This window comes from Pseudomonas sp. 2822-17, from assembly GCF_002742485.1.
Classification (GTDB): Bacteria; Pseudomonadota; Gammaproteobacteria; order Pseudomonadales; family Pseudomonadaceae; genus Aquipseudomonas; species Aquipseudomonas cyclaminis.
This window is the reverse complement of the sequence record NZ_LJRZ01000926.1, coordinates 77,264-91,360: the sequence shown is the minus strand read 5'-3', so window position 1 is coordinate 91,360 and position 14,097 is coordinate 77,264. Positions and strand designations below refer to the sequence as shown.

Sequence of the window (14,097 nt, the reverse complement as noted above, 5' to 3'; positions counted from 1 at the left end):
AGAGCCCTCGATGGTTCCGCAAACGCTCTACAACATGAACGCCCATATCGATGGCCTCAGCTTCAACGGGGAAATCACCAGCCTAACGCTCCCCAAGCTCACCTTGAAAACCGAGGAGCATCGCGCTGGTGGCATGGATGCCCCGGTGGAGATGGATCAGGGTATGGAAAAACTGGAGTCCAGTTTTGCTGGCAAAGGTGCGCGCCCCGAGATCATGAAGTTTTACGGCCTGGCTGACCAAACTGCGTTCAACGCGGTTTTCCGGGGTTCCTTCAAAGGCCAGAAAGGCGCGACCACGGCAGTGGTCGCCACCCTGCGCGGCATGCTCAAAGAGATTGATCCGGGCGACTGGAAAGCAGGTGAGGCCGGGGAGTTCAAGTACTCCGTGGCTGTCAGCTATTACAAGCTCGAAGTCGCTGGCCGCCTGATGTACGAAATCGACCCGATCAACTGCGTGCGGGTCATCAATGGTGTGGATCAACTTGCCAGCGTCCGCCGCGACCTGGGCATGTAAGGGAGATATTTCTCATGAAAAGAAAACTCAAAGAGCTGCCTTCCTGGCTCACCATTGGCACTGACTGCGCGACGATCAACCTGACCCGCCCAAGTGATGTCAATGGCGTCACGGTCGACCAGTTGACCCTGCGCGCTCCGACGTTGCGCGAGGTGCGTGCCTCTGACGCAATCGGTGGCGCTGACGTCGTGTTGCGTGAGGTGACCTTGTTCGCCTCGCTTACCGACGTCGGTACCAAGGACATCGATGGGCTCAAAATGACGGACTACGCACGGGTGCAGACGGCATATTCGCAATTGCTGCTGGATGCCGGGATGCCCGAGAAAAACGACCAGATCCCGACTTGGTTGGTCGTCGGCCCGGACGGCGCCATCGTCACGCTGTCCAGACCCTATGACATCAAAGACATCAAGCACGACCGACTGATGTTGCGCGCACCGACTGTACGTGACGTGCGTGCTGCGACCTCGGCGTCCAATGGTGACGACGATCAGCGCGAGACACTCCTCCTGGCCAACCTGTCTGAGTCCGACACCAAGGATCTGGAGGGGCTCAAGCTGACGGACTACCAGCGGCTGCAAGCCGCCTACTTTCGCCTGGTGCAGGACGACGGGGTTTAACGCCGAACTGCAGAAGCAGGTCGCGAAACGCTTGGCTACGCAGTTTTCATTTGCCGCCCACGAAATCGAGACCATGCCCTTTTCCACGATGATCTGGTGGCTCATGGACTGAGCCCCACATCCCTGCCTGGAGTGTTCTCATGGCAAACAACCTGGCGCTTGGCCTGGTCATCGGCGGCGTCGTCAGCTCCACGGTCGGCGCCGCCTTCAAGGACGTTGAAGGCCGCATCAAGAAACTCGGCGAAACCGGCACCAAGGCCCGCGTGCTGCAGAGCACCATCGGCGACACGATTCGCCTGCGGGACGAATGGAAAAAAGCCCACGACACCGGCTCAGCCTCGGCCGGTGACCTGCTGAAAAAGCTGGAGGGCAATCTCAAAACCCTGAAGGAACAGGGCATTGAGGTCGGCAAATTGCGTAGGGAATACCAGGCCCTCGGCAAAGTAGCGCGGGGCGCCGAACTCAAGGCGCTGGGCCATACGCAGATCCAGCAGGGCAAGGAGGGGATGAAGAGTTCTCTGGGCCAGGCCGCTGTGCTGACAGGGTCGTTGGCGATCCCGACCAAGATCTCTGGCGATTATCAGGCGCAGATTCGCCAGATGTCGTTGTGGGCGCACACCGCCGGTACCGGCGATGAGGCTGAGCTGGCGGCGAGCATCAGCAAGGTCGCGGCAGAGAAAGGCATGAGCCAGCAACTGCTCGCGAAGTCGGTTGGTGCCTTGATCGAAAAGGGCGTGGACTGGGACGTGGCCACCTCCTATGCCGGGCAGATCGCGGACCTTATCGACGGTCAGGGCATGGAGCCCGAAACAATCGCGACTCTGATCAACTCTTTCAAGGAAGCCGGGGTCAAGCAGGGCGACATGGCTGCGATGCTGGGCCAGGTAGCAGCGGCCGGAGACATCGGCGCGTTCGGCCCCAAGGAAATGGCAAAGTACTTGCCCGCCATGCTTGGCAACATCAGGCGCTTGGGTATGGAAGGCCCGGAGGCTGTGCGCTTTCTGGGTGCCAGTCTGCAGTCGCAGTATTCGCAAACCCAGGACGCGGCGGCTGCAGCCACTAACATGAACAACCTGCTCAACGCAGTGATCAGCAGCACCAGCCAGGAACGGTTTGCCAAGGAAGGCTATGACTTGGCCGGCTCGATCAACGCGGCGACGAAAAGTGGCAAGGCGGCGAATCCTGTCGACGCGTTCATCATGCTCAGTGAGCAGTTGATCAAAAAGCAGGATCCGGCCAAGGCCAAGAAAATCGAGGCCCTCAAGGAGAAAATCAAAAGCTCAGTCGATGGCAGCCAAGAGGAAGCGCAGGCCATGATCGCGCTCACCGAAGCGGCTGGTCTGGCAACCATTGTCAGCGATCAGAGCGCCAGTGCGGGCCTGCTCGCGCAGATCAAATACGGCGAAAAGATCAAGACGGACATGTCGACCATCGAGAAAACGGACGGCAAGGCCAAGATCGAATCGGACGCGGCGAAGGCGCGGGAGACGTCCAACCGGAAGTGGGCAACGGCGACAGCCGGCATTGAATCCTCGATGACCCGCATCGGTGATGCATTACGGCCGCTGACGGATGTGGCGGCAGACGGGCTGGCGAAAGTGGCCTATGGGCTTGGCGAGTTGGCAGGTCGGTTTCCGACAGTGGTCAGCGGGGCGGCCGTGCTGGCTGCGGGTGTTGTTGGCCTGGGCGCTGCGATCAATGCGATCAAGATCGGCAAAGGCTTGATGAATGTTGCTCGCGGCTCGCTGATGGGCAATCCAAACGTGATCCAACGAGTGTTTGTCACGAACCCTTCCAGCAGCGGTGGCGGGGTCGATGTAGGTGATGGAAAGCGGCGTCGCGGCAAGGGCAAACGTGGTCGCGGTGGCCGAGGCGCTCCCGTCAGTACCGCTGCACCTTCGGCGCCGATTGGCGCAACGGCCAGCCGGTTCGCCCCCAAGGCCATGATGGGTAAGGGGCTCGGGTTCGCCAAGGTTGGCGCGCCTATGGCACTGATCGAGGCGGGTTTGATCGCTGCTGATACCTATCAAAACGCCGAGACCCGCGATGAAAAGGCCGAGGGCTACGGTAATGCCGCTGGCACCTTGGCCGGAACATTGGCCGGTGCTGCAGCGGGCGCCGCGATCGGTTCGGTGGTGCCGGTGATCGGCACCGTCGTTGGCGGATTGATCGGCGGCTTCCTCGGCAGTTGGGGCGGCGGCGAGTTGGGCGGGGCGGTGGGTAAAGCCGCTTTTGGCGGGCCAGACACACCTGTAGAGCGTCTGGCTCAGCCTTCGCCGTTGCGGTTGCCAGCGCCAGGTGCGGCAGTTATGCCACGTCTGGCGCACCTGGCGCCTTCGCTATCGTCCGGCCCGTTGATGCTTAAAGCGCCGGCAGCACCGGGGCCCGCCTTGGGGGATGTCTCGCGTTCGTTGGCGGCGGCTCCCACAGCAACTACGGCTCCGGCTGTGCTGGCTGCTGGACTCGCCGCGAAACCGGAACCCCCTCGGGTTGATCAACAGTGGACGTTTTCCCCAACCATGCCGGTGACCGTGCACGGCGACGTCAAGGATCCACGGCAGCTCGCGCAGGAAATGATGCCGCACCTGCGTCAGATGTTCGAGGAGTTCAGCCGGGAGCAGGGGCGGCGCAACCTGTTCGATGCCCCTCACGTTTAAGGAGTTGTCATGGCTTACATGGAGCAACTGCAATCGGGCTTCAAATCCCTGGTCCAGGCCGGGGAGGCGGGCCGCCACAGCATCGACGATATGATCGGCCCTGTGAACGGTGCCATTGGCGAAATCAGCGGGGCGGCTGATGAACTGTCCAGCATTCCCGGAGTGCCACCCGGTGTCGGCGAGAAGCTGCAGCGGGTTATGCGCGGGATCAACGCGGCGCAGTCCAAGGTCGGTACGGTGCTGGCGACCTATAGCAAAGCCACGCGTGCGTTGTCGGCAATTGACGAGCGCTTGGGCACGTTGAAGGAACAAGCTGCTAGGGCCAGCACCGCGATCAATCAGATCGCTGGCAAGGTCAGTCCGCGCCTGGCGAACATCTTGCCTACCAGCGCATTGGCGCCCAATGCCACGCCCCTGGCGGAAGCGGTCAAACCGTTTCCGCACCTGCTGATCCTGCAGCCGCTGCAGGCGAATGCGCAGCCGTTCTACTTCAATCTGGACACCGCAGCGTTTAACGAGCTACGCCGGCAGACGGAATTCCGCTGGGCCTCGCAAGAGCGCCTCAGTCGTCGGCCGGCGCAGCAAGCAGTGGGCATAGGGGAAGATAAGCTCAGTCTGAAGGGTGTGATTTTCCCCACGTTCAAAGGTGGGCTTAAGCAACTCGACACACTGCGTTCAATCGGCGGGCAGTTGCTGCCGTTGAATCTGACCACTGGCTACGGCGTTGTCCTCGGCACCTGGTGCCTACGCAGCATGGAGGAAGAGCAGGGCGCGCTGCTGGCCGGCGGGATCCCGCGCAAGCAAACCTTTAGTTTGGAGTTCTCGCGCTATGGCGATGATATGCAGAACGTCTGACGGTGACCTGCTGGATACGTTGTGTTACCAGCATTATGGGCACCTCAATGGCACGGTCGAGGCGGTGCTTGCCGCGAATCGGCTGCTGGCGGATGAGCCGCAACCGTTGCGTACCGGGCTGCTGATCACCTTTCCCGATATCGAACCGTCAGTGGTCGAGCAAGTGCAGTTGTGGGACTGATGGCTCGTTGCCCATAAAATCGACGCGCTGATAGACTCCTTCGTTTATTTGCATGGATGGAGTCTTCTATGGAAAGAGTCAGCGAAATTCGGCTGGTCAAACGCAGTTTTTGGGGTGAGCTTAGCTACCGCTCAAACTGGTTTGTCTTCGGTCTGATTGCGTGCATTCTTTTGGCATTCATTCCGATTGTCGGTTGGTTCATGGCTGCCGGCGTGTTCCTGGCGATGGTGTGGAAAACCTTCGGTCTCAGGGAAAAGCAGAAGGTCGGTGACTGCCCTGTGTGTACCCAGACGCTGTTGATTGAGCCCAAGGTTGAAGGCATTGATTGCCCTGTTTGCCAAAGCTACGTCGAGATCAGCGACAACCGGTTGATTGTCGAGGACTGACGTCGCCGTTCGCAATACCACTTCCAGCCCCGCCATCGTGCGGGGCTTTGTTGTTTTGGAGGTTTACTTTTGAAGCCAATCTTTCGGATCGTCGCCGACGGCGCTGACATTACGGCGTTGATCAACGACCGCCTGTTGTTGCTACGCACACTCGACAAACCTGGCATGGAGTCCGACGAGTTCGAGCTGCGCATCGATGACCGCGACGGTGCTGTGTCCCTCCCCAAAAAAGGAGCTGCCATACAGATCTACCTGGGCTACGACAGCAAAGCACTTGCCCGCGTCGGCCGCTACACGGTCGACGACATCGAGGTCTCCGGCCCGCCTGATACCCTTGTCATTCGCGGTAAGGCCAGCGACATGCGCGGCAGCGGCAAGACCACCCGTAGCGGCAGTTGGGAGAATGTGCCGCTGTCGAAGATCGTCAGCGACCTTGCTGCGCGCAATGGATGGAAGCCTGAATGTCCGGTCGCCACGGTCGTGCCCAGAGCTGATCAGATGAATGAGTCGGACTACAACTTCATCACCCGGCTCGCCAAAGATCACGACTGCACGGCCAAGGTCGCCGATAGCAAGCTGCTGGTGTTGCCTCGCCAAAGTGGGCAGACCGCCAGTGGCAAGAACCTGCCAGCGATCACTCTCAGGCGCAGTGACGTCAGCCGCTGGCAATTCCGCTTCCCCGACCGCACCACTCAGAAGGCCGTCAAGGCCAAGTACCAGGACAAGAAAACCGGCGAACTGGTCAACTTGACCCTGGACAACGACGACGCGCCGCCAGGTTTGCCGCCGGTTCATACCGACCGTCACATCCACCCGAACAAATCCGCCGCTGAACAAGCCGTTAAGGCCCGGCTCGCGGCGTTCAACCGCTCGACCGCCGAGGTTCGGTTAGAGATGGTGGGGCGCACGGACCTATTTGCAGAACGACAGATCGACGCGCAGGGCTTCAAGGACGGATTGGACGGGGAGTTCCTGGTCGGCTCCGTGGAGCAGGTGTTCACCCAGTCAGGCTGGAGCACCACGGTCGAGTGCAACGCAGGGAAGAAGGGTAAGGCCAAGGCGTCCGGCAAGAAAAAGAAGAAGTCCAAGGAGGTCAAAGTCCTAGAGCTGTAACTGGCCGTACCTGCTTCACCCCCCGCCGCCATCGAGCGGTATTTTTTTGTCTGGGAAAAAGCGATGTCCATCACCGAGCAACAACTCCAACGCATCATGCCCAACGCCCGCCGCCAAGCGGGCGTTTTTGTGTCCGCGCTCAACGCGGCCATGATCAATCGCAAGATCGATACGCCGAAGCGGCAGGCGGCGTTCCTCGCCCAGATCGGCCACGAGTCGGGCCAACTGCAATACGTGCGTGAACTGGGGGGCGATCAGTATCTCAGCAAGTACGACACCGGCCCGCTGGCCGCCAAGCTGGGGAACACGCCGGCAGCCGATGGTGACGGCCAACGCTATCGAGGTCGTGGGCTGATCCAGATCACCGGCCACGACAACTACCTGCGCTGCAGCCTGGCACTGTTCGGCGATGAGCGATTGCTGCGCACGCCGGAGCTGCTTGAGCTGCCGCAATGGGCCGCTGAGTCGGCCGCGTGGTTCTGGTCGATAAATGGATTAAACGCGCTCGCGGACCAAGAGCAATTCAACACCATCACCCGGCGGATCAACGGCGGCCTCAATGGCCTGGAGGATCGGCTGCAACTGTGGGCCAGGGCGAGGGCGGTGTTATGCGTCTCTTCGATCTGATCCCCGTGCAATACCGGATTGCGGCGGTCGGCCTGCTGCTGGTGATGTTGGCCGCCGGATCTGCTGCATTGGCCTGGACCGTCCAAGGCTGGCGGTACGGTCAGCAATTGGAGCGCCAAGCGCGCCTCCAGGCCGACACCCTCAACGAGCTGGCCCAGGCATCTGCCAGCCTGCAACGTGTTGAGCAGGACAAGCGCCTTGCACTGGAGCGGCGCCTGCAGAGCAAAGATGAAACCCACCACAAGGAATTGACCGATGAGCAAACGAAACAGGCTCGCCTGCGTGATCGCCTGGCTACTGCTGATCTGCGGCTGTCAGTCGTTCTCGCCGCCACCGATACCACCAGCGGCTGTACAGTGCCAACCACCACCGCCACCGGCCGCGTGGTTCATGGCCCCACAAGAGTCCAACTTGACCCAGCGCATGCTCAACGAATTATCGACATCACCGATGCCGGCGACCAAGGATTGATCGCCTTGCGGGCCTGTCAGGCCTACGCAAAAGAAGTTTCTACACCGAAGTAAAAGGAGCGGCCGGGCAGGATGCGTCAACATCCAACCCGGCCACCTTCCCCGCAGAACGTCCCTGCAAGTCCAGCCAAGGCTCCTGCTTCGTGCACAAAGCGGAGCGAGCCTAGCACTGTTTATCCATACAGCAAAGGTCTTGCTTTTATATGTCCACACCCATCATCCCTTGGATGGGCGGCAAACGCCGCCTGGCCGACCGCCTTATCCCTCTCTTCCCACCCCACGAATGCTACGTTGAAGTCTTTGCCGGCGGAGCTGCGCTCTACTTCATGCGTCCCCAGGCCGCGCCCGTTGAGGTCCTCAACGACATCAACGGCGACCTGGTGACGCTCTACCGCGTAGTACAAAACCACCTGGAAGAATTTGTGCGCCAGTTCAAATGGGCGCTCAGTTCCCGCCAGGTGTTCGAGTGGCAGAAGATGACCCGCCCTGAAACCCTCACCGACATCCAGCGTGCCGCTCGATTCTTCTACCTGCAGCACCATGCCTTTGCCGGCAAGGTGACAGGGCAGACTTTCGGCACCGCGACGACTGGACCGGCAATCAACCTGCTGCGGATCGAGGAGAACTTGTCTGCAGCGTGGCAACGGTTGTCCGGCACTTACGTTGAAAACCTGCCCTGGTTGGACTGCGCCGAACGTTACGACCGTGCGCACACCTTTCACTACATGGATCCGCCTTACTGGCAGACGGCGGGGTATGGCGTAGATTTTCCTTTTGAAAACTATGAGCGGATGGCTGATTTCATGCGGAGCTCTAAGGGGAAGGTGATGGTCAGCATCAACGACCACCCGGACATCCGGCGGGTGTTTGACGGTTTTCATTTCGAGACGCTGGACATCCGCTACAGCAACACTAATCAACGACAGGGCAAGGCCGAGGTGTGCGGAGAGTTGGTTATAATGAATTGGTCTCCATCAGTATTTGGAGGTCTATTTTAGTCTGTTGTATTAGGCTTTTTGGGGGGGGGTATGGAGAATTTGGAGAGCGCTGTACCGATGTATGATAGCGTAAATCATCTGGTTAGAGATCTTAAGTTGGATCGTAATAGTTGGATAAATAAAGAGGCGATTAGGTTTCTAAAAAAAACAGAGTATGATAAGTGTGAGGTGAGGTTAAAGCATGTTCCAGAAGAGTGGCTGGCGATAAATTTTCACTGTGATCAAGGGCATGACTTTAGTGTGGATTGGTTGGCCAAGACTCCACCATCATCAGTGTTTGAAGTAGAGGGCGGACTGTTAAGGCAGGCGACTTATGGGACGTTTTGTACTGTTTGCGGCGCTCCATATCAAATGCCTATTCATAATGCTAAATATGTCAGGGACGCCGATATTTTTGGAGATGAAGCTTTTCGCTTTGTTGATGGTAAGTCAATATTCTGCTATACGTTTGTTGGGTTTGTAGGGGCGCAGAAAAGCGAGAAAAAGTTTAAGCGTGAATACAGTAAAATAAAGGCGCGTCTTGCTCCGGCTGTATGTCCAGACGAGTGGGTATTGCACGTAACAGAATTGCTCAGCTCTGATAAGCGTAGGAAAAATAAGTATCTTTCCCATTTAAATGGTGATCAAGCTCTCAAAGGATTAAGAGAAATCGCCAGATTGATAGGGAAGTTTTCTAGTTTGTCCCATCTGAATGTATATAATGCGGTTAGTATCCTGCTTGGGGATGCTAAGGGTAGGGGTAAGGCTAGCGTATTAGATAGTGTCTATAGCTCTGTGCTGATGCGTGTTGTTAGTGAGTACACTGCTAGCGGAGTTGCACCTAAATTTTATTTCGAAAGGACAGGGGCGGATGGTTGGGCAAAAAACTTGTTTGATGGTGGGCGTTTGACGCTGTTATGGACTCGGATTGCAAACGGCTTGCCGGTAATGTCTCCCGTATTTGTACCGCCGTCACACAGCTTTTATCTAGAAATCGCAGATGTGGTTAGCTTTTTAGTGGCTAGATATTTGTACTGTGTCGGAAGTAGGGCGGAAGGGCGAATGGTGGAAAGTGATATTGATCCAAGCCTATTGGGGAAATTGAGGTATGTTTGGACTGACGGAGATGGTCATTGGAATTTAAGTCATACGACTGGGTTTCCGTCTAAGAGAATGTTCAAAGGGACTAGTTGGGAAGACTATATTTGACTTGTTTGCAAGCTATGGGGTCGCGATAAGTTTGTGGCAGCTGTCGTTCCGCGTCGTGTCGAAGGTTCCGCGAAGATAGTCCGATTCCCCCCCCAAAAAAAGGCCTCCTGTCCCCGGCAAGGTATTGGGGCCAACTCTTACATAACAGAAGTTATTCGTAACGCACCAGCCACTATTTGCCTTGACCGCTGCCAGAGCTTAGTCGATGGTGGCAAGGGCCGCTTCGTTCTCTTGCTGGTCGATCCGCCCCCCGTCAATATCCCGCTGATAATTCCTGTGACGGGGATTTTGGCGAATAGTGGAAGTCATTACTGCTTGTCCAATTTGTATAAAAATACAGACAGTTTCCGGGACTCAACCCGCGCTCAATCTACTGTCTGACGAGCTAGATGACCGTGGCTATATCTGTGCTTTCTAAGGTGCGTGTCAGTTGAAGAAAACCGTGTTGCTAGCAGTTAGGTGTTTGGATGTGGGCTAAGACGTCATAGATGGAGGCCGGAGGTTTTCGCTTCAAAGATGAATCCAGGATCTCTACATCAAGGTGATAGTCGCGACATAGTAGCTCGATTGACTCTTTGAACCAAGCATCCGATTTTGGCGAAACAACAATATAATTAATAAGCTTTCCTAAGTCGGAAATTTTCGCGACTGCTCCAACTCCGGGGTTTTCTCTCTCCGTATTTAGGTTGATCTCAGGATTCCATGCTGTCAGTCGCACCTCGCGCTCGTATGTATATGGAAGTGATTTCGATGTAAACGGTCCATGCTGTTTGTTGTCGAAGCTAGCCGCATCATGATTGATGTAACTTACTGGAGAAAGTATTGCTTTGGTTAGCTCTTGAGGGACGGTTATCTGCTCTAAAATTTGCTTCGCAGTCGTAAATATACAGATGGAGTTTTTACCTCCATACAGCGGCCACATGGCAGCGCATTCGTTATCTGATTGGTGCCAACAGCTGACGTATAGCCACTCCCTGCACCGTGGGAAAATCGTCTTGGCTTGGCTGCAAGGATAGTTTCCAAATGGGGTCGAAAACTCACTTGAGCTTATTGCGGTTTCAATGACGGCGCATTCTGCGAGTCGAGCCTGTCGGGTAGAAGGGGGTTCATTAGGTACGGGGAAGAGACCATTTAAAGCCAAGTCAAGTATTGGAGCATCATCAGTTGTTTTTAAGTAATCGTTAGCTGTGAGTCCGCCTTCAAGCTGGTCCTCAAATTTACTCATTTTTGAAAGAAATAGTGAGTTGCTTTGGAGTAGGAAGAGAAACTTTGGCAGGTCTAGGTATCGTTGTAAAATTGAGTCTTGGTTAAGGCTGTTCGAGATGTCTAATCGGTTTTCCATTTTTGAAGTCCTTTGATTGTTAAGGTGTTACATATCATAGCATGACAAAAAAGTGGGCTGAGTTTCTCGCATTCGAAAGCCCAGCACTCATGCTGTCTATGGCCGCCGGATGGTATGGTTCTGGGAGTGGCCTCAAGAGAGCCCTTCAAGTTCGCGGATTATCAGTGCGCAGTAATTTGCTTGAATTATATTCATCACTTCTCGTATTGCAGGCATTATGAAATCACCATTCTGTTGGCCCTGCATCATCCCAAGCCAATGGGTAGGGTGATACCGCGACAAAGTTCCTAAGAAAAAGGCTAGAAGAAAGTAGCGCCCAATTTTGGAAATATGAATATCGTCTCGAAATGGTGCAATTAACGCTGAGTGCGCCTCAGAAATGTTTTCGAATTGTGGCAGAAGCTCTAACCAAGATGAGTCCGTTGGATGGGGCAGCCTGTAGTGAGAGTGACCGTCTGTGTGTACGAAGTTATGGTTATACGTGTGCGTAATTTCTAAGCTGGTCGGGATTGCAAGCTGTTTCCTAAGAATAGCTTCTTCAGGAAGACCGTGTATCCCAGGAAATATGTCAATGTCGGTGTGCGCGTTTCCAATTGAAAACATGAATGAACGATAATTGGAGGCGCTTTTTTGAAAGGTTTTCTCAAATATCTCTCTTAATTCAGGCGTTCTTGAAAGCACCTCTTCAAATGTGATCCGGACCTCGGCGAGCGACGCTGTCGGATAACTTCTGGCCAATATCAGCTTGCTTGGATATGGCCCTGTATATACCCAAGGGGTATCAAAGTTTCCCGTATGCTCCATCAATGATAGAAATGTTCCATTATTCACCGCTACGGATAACTCTCCAGGTTGTTTTTTTGAAAGTTTTTCTCCCCACCCATTGCTAGATAGACCGTGTGCTTGAGGCAGCGATGTTTCTCGGAGATTTGGCGATAGCAACAAAATTAGCCCACGGCTAAGAGCTAGTACTCCGTAGTATTGCAGTACTGGCCGTACCAATAGCCCTGCGTCTGCAGCTGCAGTGAAGTACTCGCGACCCTGTGCTAATGCGGAAACTATTTCTTGGGCTTTGCCTGTGTTCAGTGTTCTTGAGTGTCTCTTATTAAAAAGAGCCTTCACCAAGTCCGTGCTTTCATACAATGATAATCGTGCCCAACTGTCCATATTTACCTGGTCTTCATATAAATGGATTTCGGTTCTTTTGGCATCTTGTTCGCCATGAAGCGAACGAAGCAGACGGTTCCTATTCTCGACCTTTAATCACACAGCTGGGTCAAGCCTTGCTTTATGTGGACTACGTTCTCACGGATCCCGGACAATCCTGATCTGGCACAGACAACGTCAGGTTAGCCCTCGCTCTTTCCATTCAGTCTGGCAAGCCCTTGCTTGATATGCCCAGCATTCTCTCCAATCGCCCACAAGGCCCCCCGAACGTTGTCGCCGACTTCGGCCAAGCCTTGCTGTTCAGCATGAAGCGTCAGCTCCATCAAGGCTGCTTCCAGACCGAGCTGATTCTGGTACATCCTCTCCAGCACATCCGATAACGAATATTCGTCTGCCATAGCATCGACTCCTTTCGAAAAGACAAAGCATAGTACCGGTAGTGCGCTTTGTGGGCGGTAATTGATGCATGCTTAGAAATTGCTACAAAGCATTATGGTTTCGAGGGATGAGCCAGGTTGGCCGGGAGGGAAGCGAGGGGCTACGCCCAATCCATCATCGGGGCGACGGAGAAGCGGCGGGAGAGTGGGGCGGTTTGTAGGGGCATGGGGGAATCTGAGTCAGCGAGGCGAATGGGGTGCAGTTTATCAGGGATGGGTATTGGGTGTCGGTGGTGTGCAGTTCACCTCGTACGGGGACGTTACCGTGTATGAAGCACGCCGAGAATTGCAGGCGATCACCGCCTACCCGGTACGGGATTAGATAAGACCAGTTGGGTACTGCCCATTCGCGGGTGTTTTTGACCCTGCCTTCACGGCCCATGGAGGGAAACTGAGCCAGTTTGTCGACGCTGGTGCAAATAGCGCCGAAGAAATAATCATCAAGCTATTGATTTTCAAGGAGAATTAGTTGGCTTCGTCTTCCAGGTTTTTGAGTGCTTTTTTAAGCCACTCAATTGTGAGGTGTGTTTGGGAGTGAATCGTTGCTTTTCCTCTGCCAACGCAAAGCCGGGTATCGTGGTCTGACCCCGATATCCCGCGCCACGCACGGTGACGCGGGTAGAACCCAAACTCTTTACCTAGGGTAGTCGGCGTAAAGCAGAGTCCGCTATTACGACCCGGCGCCAAGAGAGTCATGCAATAAACGCATGCTTACATGGCTAACCTCTCCAGTATCAATGTCTATCACGCTCAATGTACCGTCCGAAAAAGAGCAACCAGTATCGATATAAACGACATTGCCCAATGTATGCACATGGGGGACTGTCGAGTGGCCCACATATAACTTATCCAGACCTATGATCGGTGCCTGGTTTTGCTGTTCTATTCTTTCCCTGGCATAGAGTGCGGTTTTCAACGCTTGTTGTTGGGCGGATTCTCCGCGCATGCCACTGATAGCGTCTTTGGCGTCTTGCCAACTTTGGGTAGCACATGAAAGAAAGGCTTCAGCATGGACAATGCCGATTTTTCGACCATCCGATAAGTTGACCTCAATCATGACTGGGAGCGTTTGCAGTAGGTTGTAGATCTCGTTCTGGACGCTGGGCGACAGCGCGTAAAGCCACGCTCCGCCGTTTCGGGTGTGCCTGTTGATGTCGCCGCGACCGGATAGGCAATCAATAAGCATCTGCTCGTGGTTGCCACGTACGCCGTAAAACCATGGTTCGCTGAGCCACTTCAACACGTCAATAGAGTCAGGGCCTCTATCAATAAGATCGCCCACACAAAACAAACGATCCTGTTGGGTGTTGAAGTCTACTTTTTCCAGGAGTGACGCGAGTAGCTTGAAATGCCCGTGAATATCACCCACCACAAAGTCGCGGCCCTTTGGGTTGGATTCAAATACTTTGATGCTGGACATGTTCAAGGCTTCGATGGGGTGGACGTTAACGGACTATATCATTGCCAATGCCTGCGAAAACCTGGCGTCATCCCCAAATCAGGCAACCTGAACCCTACCTGTCGCCCAGCAAAGCTTCATAA

General features: G+C 55.1%; 15 protein-coding genes and 1 pseudogene. 11 read left to right on the top strand and 5 right to left on the bottom strand.

Features of this window, described 5'->3' with window-relative positions:
• Nucleotides 1-10 precede the first annotated feature (10 nt).
• The 11 genes from AOA60_RS30160 (at nucleotide 11) to AOA60_RS32470 (ending at nucleotide 9,609) form a co-directional block, all read left to right on the top strand.
• On the top strand, nucleotides 11-514 hold the full coding sequence (locus tag AOA60_RS30160; RefSeq protein WP_099587378.1) for a phage major tail tube protein: 504 nt from the start codon (nucleotides 11-13) through the stop codon (nucleotides 512-514).
• Nucleotides 515-528: 14 nt separating this feature from the next.
• Complete coding sequence (locus AOA60_RS34220) at nucleotides 529-1,134, top strand: phage tail assembly protein (protein WP_099587377.1); 606 nt, start codon at nucleotides 529-531, stop codon at nucleotides 1,132-1,134.
• Between the two features lie 140 nt (nucleotides 1,135-1,274).
• Nucleotides 1,275-3,791, top strand: a complete 2,517-nt coding sequence (locus AOA60_RS30150) for a phage tail tape measure protein (protein ID WP_099587376.1) — start codon at nucleotides 1,275-1,277, stop codon at nucleotides 3,789-3,791.
• 9 nt (nucleotides 3,792-3,800) lie between these two features.
• A complete protein-coding gene (locus AOA60_RS30145; protein WP_099587375.1) occupies nucleotides 3,801-4,646 on the top strand; it encodes a phage tail protein in 846 nt (281 codons plus the stop codon).
• On the top strand, nucleotides 4,621-4,827 hold the full coding sequence (locus AOA60_RS30140; protein WP_099587374.1) for a tail protein X: 207 nt from the start codon (nucleotides 4,621-4,623) through the stop codon (nucleotides 4,825-4,827). The genes AOA60_RS30145 and AOA60_RS30140 overlap by 26 nt, the downstream gene beginning before the upstream one ends.
• Before the next feature lie 68 nt (nucleotides 4,828-4,895).
• Entirely contained in the window at nucleotides 4,896-5,213 is a 318-nt protein-coding gene (locus AOA60_RS30135; protein WP_099587373.1) for a hypothetical protein, read from the top strand.
• 69 nt (nucleotides 5,214-5,282) lie between these two features.
• Nucleotides 5,283-6,326, top strand: coding sequence for a phage late control D family protein (locus AOA60_RS30130; protein WP_099587372.1), 1,044 nt, complete (start codon nucleotides 5,283-5,285; stop codon nucleotides 6,324-6,326).
• Between the two features lie 63 nt (nucleotides 6,327-6,389).
• Nucleotides 6,390-6,953 carry a glycoside hydrolase family 19 protein gene (locus tag AOA60_RS30125; protein ID WP_099587371.1) on the top strand — a complete coding sequence of 188 codons (564 nt, stop codon included), beginning with the start codon at nucleotides 6,390-6,392 and terminating at the stop codon, nucleotides 6,951-6,953.
• Nucleotides 6,935-7,477: a lysis system i-spanin subunit Rz gene (locus tag AOA60_RS30120; RefSeq protein ID WP_099587370.1), complete on the top strand. Its 543-nt coding sequence runs from the start codon at nucleotides 6,935-6,937 to the stop codon at nucleotides 7,475-7,477. Before AOA60_RS30125 ends, AOA60_RS30120 begins: the two co-directional genes overlap by 19 nt.
• A 149-nt stretch (nucleotides 7,478-7,626) precedes the next feature.
• On the top strand, nucleotides 7,627-8,421 hold the full coding sequence (locus tag AOA60_RS30115; protein ID WP_099587369.1) for a DNA adenine methylase: 795 nt from the start codon (nucleotides 7,627-7,629) through the stop codon (nucleotides 8,419-8,421).
• Between the two features lie 30 nt (nucleotides 8,422-8,451).
• Nucleotides 8,452-9,609 carry a DUF3800 domain-containing protein gene (locus AOA60_RS32470; protein ID WP_143522605.1) on the top strand — a complete coding sequence of 386 codons (1,158 nt, stop codon included), beginning with the start codon at nucleotides 8,452-8,454 and terminating at the stop codon, nucleotides 9,607-9,609.
• A gap of 448 nt (nucleotides 9,610-10,057) precedes the next feature.
• Here AOA60_RS32470 and AOA60_RS32465 read toward each other — a convergent pair whose 3' ends face one another.
• The 5 genes and pseudogenes from AOA60_RS32465 to AOA60_RS30095 all read right to left on the bottom strand — a co-directional run bounded on the left by AOA60_RS32465 (nucleotide 10,058) and on the right by AOA60_RS30095 (nucleotide 13,975).
• Nucleotides 10,058-10,951, bottom strand: a complete 894-nt coding sequence (locus AOA60_RS32465) for a hypothetical protein (protein WP_143522604.1) — start codon at nucleotides 10,949-10,951, stop codon at nucleotides 10,058-10,060.
• Nucleotides 10,952-11,083: 132 nt separating this feature from the next.
• On the bottom strand, nucleotides 11,084-12,118 hold the full coding sequence (locus tag AOA60_RS30110) for a YaaC family protein (RefSeq protein ID WP_099587368.1): 1,035 nt from the start codon (nucleotides 12,116-12,118) through the stop codon (nucleotides 11,084-11,086).
• Nucleotides 12,119-12,300: 182 nt separating this feature from the next.
• Nucleotides 12,301-12,516 (bottom strand): hypothetical protein, encoded by a 216-nt coding sequence (locus AOA60_RS30105; protein WP_099587367.1) that lies wholly within the window; start codon nucleotides 12,514-12,516, stop codon nucleotides 12,301-12,303.
• Between the two features lie 299 nt (nucleotides 12,517-12,815).
• Nucleotides 12,816-13,071 (bottom strand): annotated as a pseudogene (locus AOA60_RS34085) (type II toxin-antitoxin system RelE/ParE family toxin).
• A 154-nt stretch (nucleotides 13,072-13,225) separates the two neighbouring features.
• Nucleotides 13,226-13,975: a metallophosphoesterase gene (locus tag AOA60_RS30095; protein ID WP_099587366.1), complete on the bottom strand. Its 750-nt coding sequence runs from the start codon at nucleotides 13,973-13,975 to the stop codon at nucleotides 13,226-13,228.
• Nucleotides 13,976-14,097: the final 122 nt, after the last annotated feature.

Bases quoted from the DNA above. Each gene is read 5' to 3' on its own strand.
- AOA60_RS30125 (WP_099587371.1), top strand. From the start codon at position 6,390: ATGTCCATCACCGAGCAACAACTCCAACGCATCATGCCCAACGCCCGC.
- AOA60_RS30115 (WP_099587369.1), top strand. From the start codon at position 7,627: ATGTCCACACCCATCATCCCTTGGATGGGCGGCAAACGCCGCCTGGCC.
- AOA60_RS30095 (WP_099587366.1), bottom strand. From the start codon at position 13,975: ATGTCCAGCATCAAAGTATTTGAATCCAACCCAAAGGGCCGCGACTTT.
- AOA60_RS30110 (WP_099587368.1), bottom strand. From the start codon at position 12,118: ATGGACAGTTGGGCACGATTATCATTGTATGAAAGCACGGACTTGGTG.
- AOA60_RS30135 (WP_099587373.1), top strand. From the start codon at position 4,896: ATGGAAAGAGTCAGCGAAATTCGGCTGGTCAAACGCAGTTTTTGGGGT.
- AOA60_RS30120 (WP_099587370.1), top strand. From the start codon at position 6,935: ATGCGTCTCTTCGATCTGATCCCCGTGCAATACCGGATTGCGGCGGTC.
- AOA60_RS30160 (WP_099587378.1), top strand. From the start codon at position 11: ATGGTTCCGCAAACGCTCTACAACATGAACGCCCATATCGATGGCCTC.
- AOA60_RS34220 (WP_099587377.1), top strand. From the start codon at position 529: ATGAAAAGAAAACTCAAAGAGCTGCCTTCCTGGCTCACCATTGGCACT.
- AOA60_RS32465 (WP_143522604.1), bottom strand. From the start codon at position 10,951: ATGGAAAACCGATTAGACATCTCGAACAGCCTTAACCAAGACTCAATT.
- AOA60_RS32470 (WP_143522605.1), top strand. From the start codon at position 8,452: ATGGAGAATTTGGAGAGCGCTGTACCGATGTATGATAGCGTAAATCAT.
- AOA60_RS30140 (WP_099587374.1), top strand. From the start codon at position 4,621: ATGGCGATGATATGCAGAACGTCTGACGGTGACCTGCTGGATACGTTG.
- AOA60_RS30145 (WP_099587375.1), top strand. From the start codon at position 3,801: ATGGCTTACATGGAGCAACTGCAATCGGGCTTCAAATCCCTGGTCCAG.
- AOA60_RS30150 (WP_099587376.1), top strand. From the start codon at position 1,275: ATGGCAAACAACCTGGCGCTTGGCCTGGTCATCGGCGGCGTCGTCAGC.
- AOA60_RS30105 (WP_099587367.1), bottom strand. From the start codon at position 12,516: ATGGCAGACGAATATTCGTTATCGGATGTGCTGGAGAGGATGTACCAG.